General features: G+C 41.0%; 2 protein-coding genes. Both read right to left on the bottom strand.

What is annotated here, in order from left to right:
- Window positions 1–214: helix-turn-helix domain-containing protein (locus E4T71_RS08615; RefSeq protein WP_135034965.1), on the bottom strand; the 214-nt coding region annotated here is incomplete at its 3' end.
- A gap of 191 nt (window positions 215–405) precedes the next feature.
- Window positions 406–1240, bottom strand: an 835-nt coding sequence (locus E4T71_RS08610) for a DUF1542 domain-containing protein (protein WP_135038914.1), incomplete at its 5' end; no start/stop codon positions are given.

Genomic DNA, 1240 nt, shown 5'->3' with positions numbered 1-1240 from the left:
TAAGGAGTGCCTCTAAACCTCCTTCTAGATAACGGTTCAATAAGTTTCGTACAGTTTGATGAACAAAACCTACTGATTTAGCTACTGCTGTTAAATTCTGACATTCAGAGTAGAGAATGAGAGCTTGAATTTTCCTATGGTGCTGTGCATTCTTTTTATCTTTCAGGGCTTGCTTCAATTCGCTAATTTGATATTCATTTAGTTCGACTTTCATACCTTATAGTATACAGCTATTTTTGTTTTTTGTTAAGTATTACCTCTATTCTCCCATTACAGTTGACAAAGAGACAAAAAAATCACAGACAAATTTGTATCTTTTGGTAAAAACCAAGTACAAATTGTCTGTGATTTCTATTTATTGGCTAGGTTTTGTCCAGCCTCATTTTTTATGATATCAGACTAGCTTTAGTCTTCTTTTCTGCGACGCTTACGAGCACCAGCAAGAAGTCCAAATAAAGTAAGTCCTGTCATTGTGACAGCTAGATTTGCTTCATCACCTGTATTCGGAAGTTGGCCTTTAGTATCCTTCTTAACTTGAAGTGCTGTATCAGAAGCTTTAGCTTGATGAGTCGCTTTCGCATCACCAGCTTGAGCACTTGGATTAATCGCGTTAATTGCTTCAATTCCTAGTGTTTTCGCTCCTTCTACGCCTGCATTCGTAGTCGCAGCATCAATCGCTGCTTTTGCTTTAGCCGCTTCTGCATCGACTTGAGCTTTGGCAACTGTTTTCTCCTCGTCTGTTAAGTCAGTACGAGCATCCAATTCTGCCTTCTTAGCGTTAGCTGCTTCATCGATGGCTTTCTTAGCTTCAGGCTTAGCAACTGCATCTGGGTTAATCGCCTTAATGGTATCAACACCTGCTTCTAGAGCTGAGGCTACTGCTTCATCTGTTGTTGCTGCATCTACTGCTGCTTTGGCTTTCTCTGCTTCTGCATCAACTTGAGCCTTAGCTGCTGCTTTCTCTTCGTCTGTCAAGTCTGGACGTGCATCGATTTCTGACTTCTTAGCTGCGGCAAGATCACCGATAGTTTTCTTAACTGTATCTTTCGCTGTTGCATCTGGATTAATAGCTTTAATCGTATCAACACCAGTATTCTTAGCAGAATCTACCCCTGCATTCGTTGTTGCTTGATCAATTGCAGATTTAGCTTTTGCCGCTTCTGCATCGACTTGAGCTTTGGCAACTGTTTTCTCCTCGTCTGTTAAGTCAGTACGAGCATCCAATTCTGCCTTCTTAGCG

Source organism: Streptococcus sp. WM07 (assembly GCF_004570525.1).
GTDB lineage: Bacteria > Bacillota > Bacilli > Lactobacillales > Streptococcaceae > Streptococcus.
This window is presented reverse-complemented; position numbering and strand designations above follow the sequence as displayed.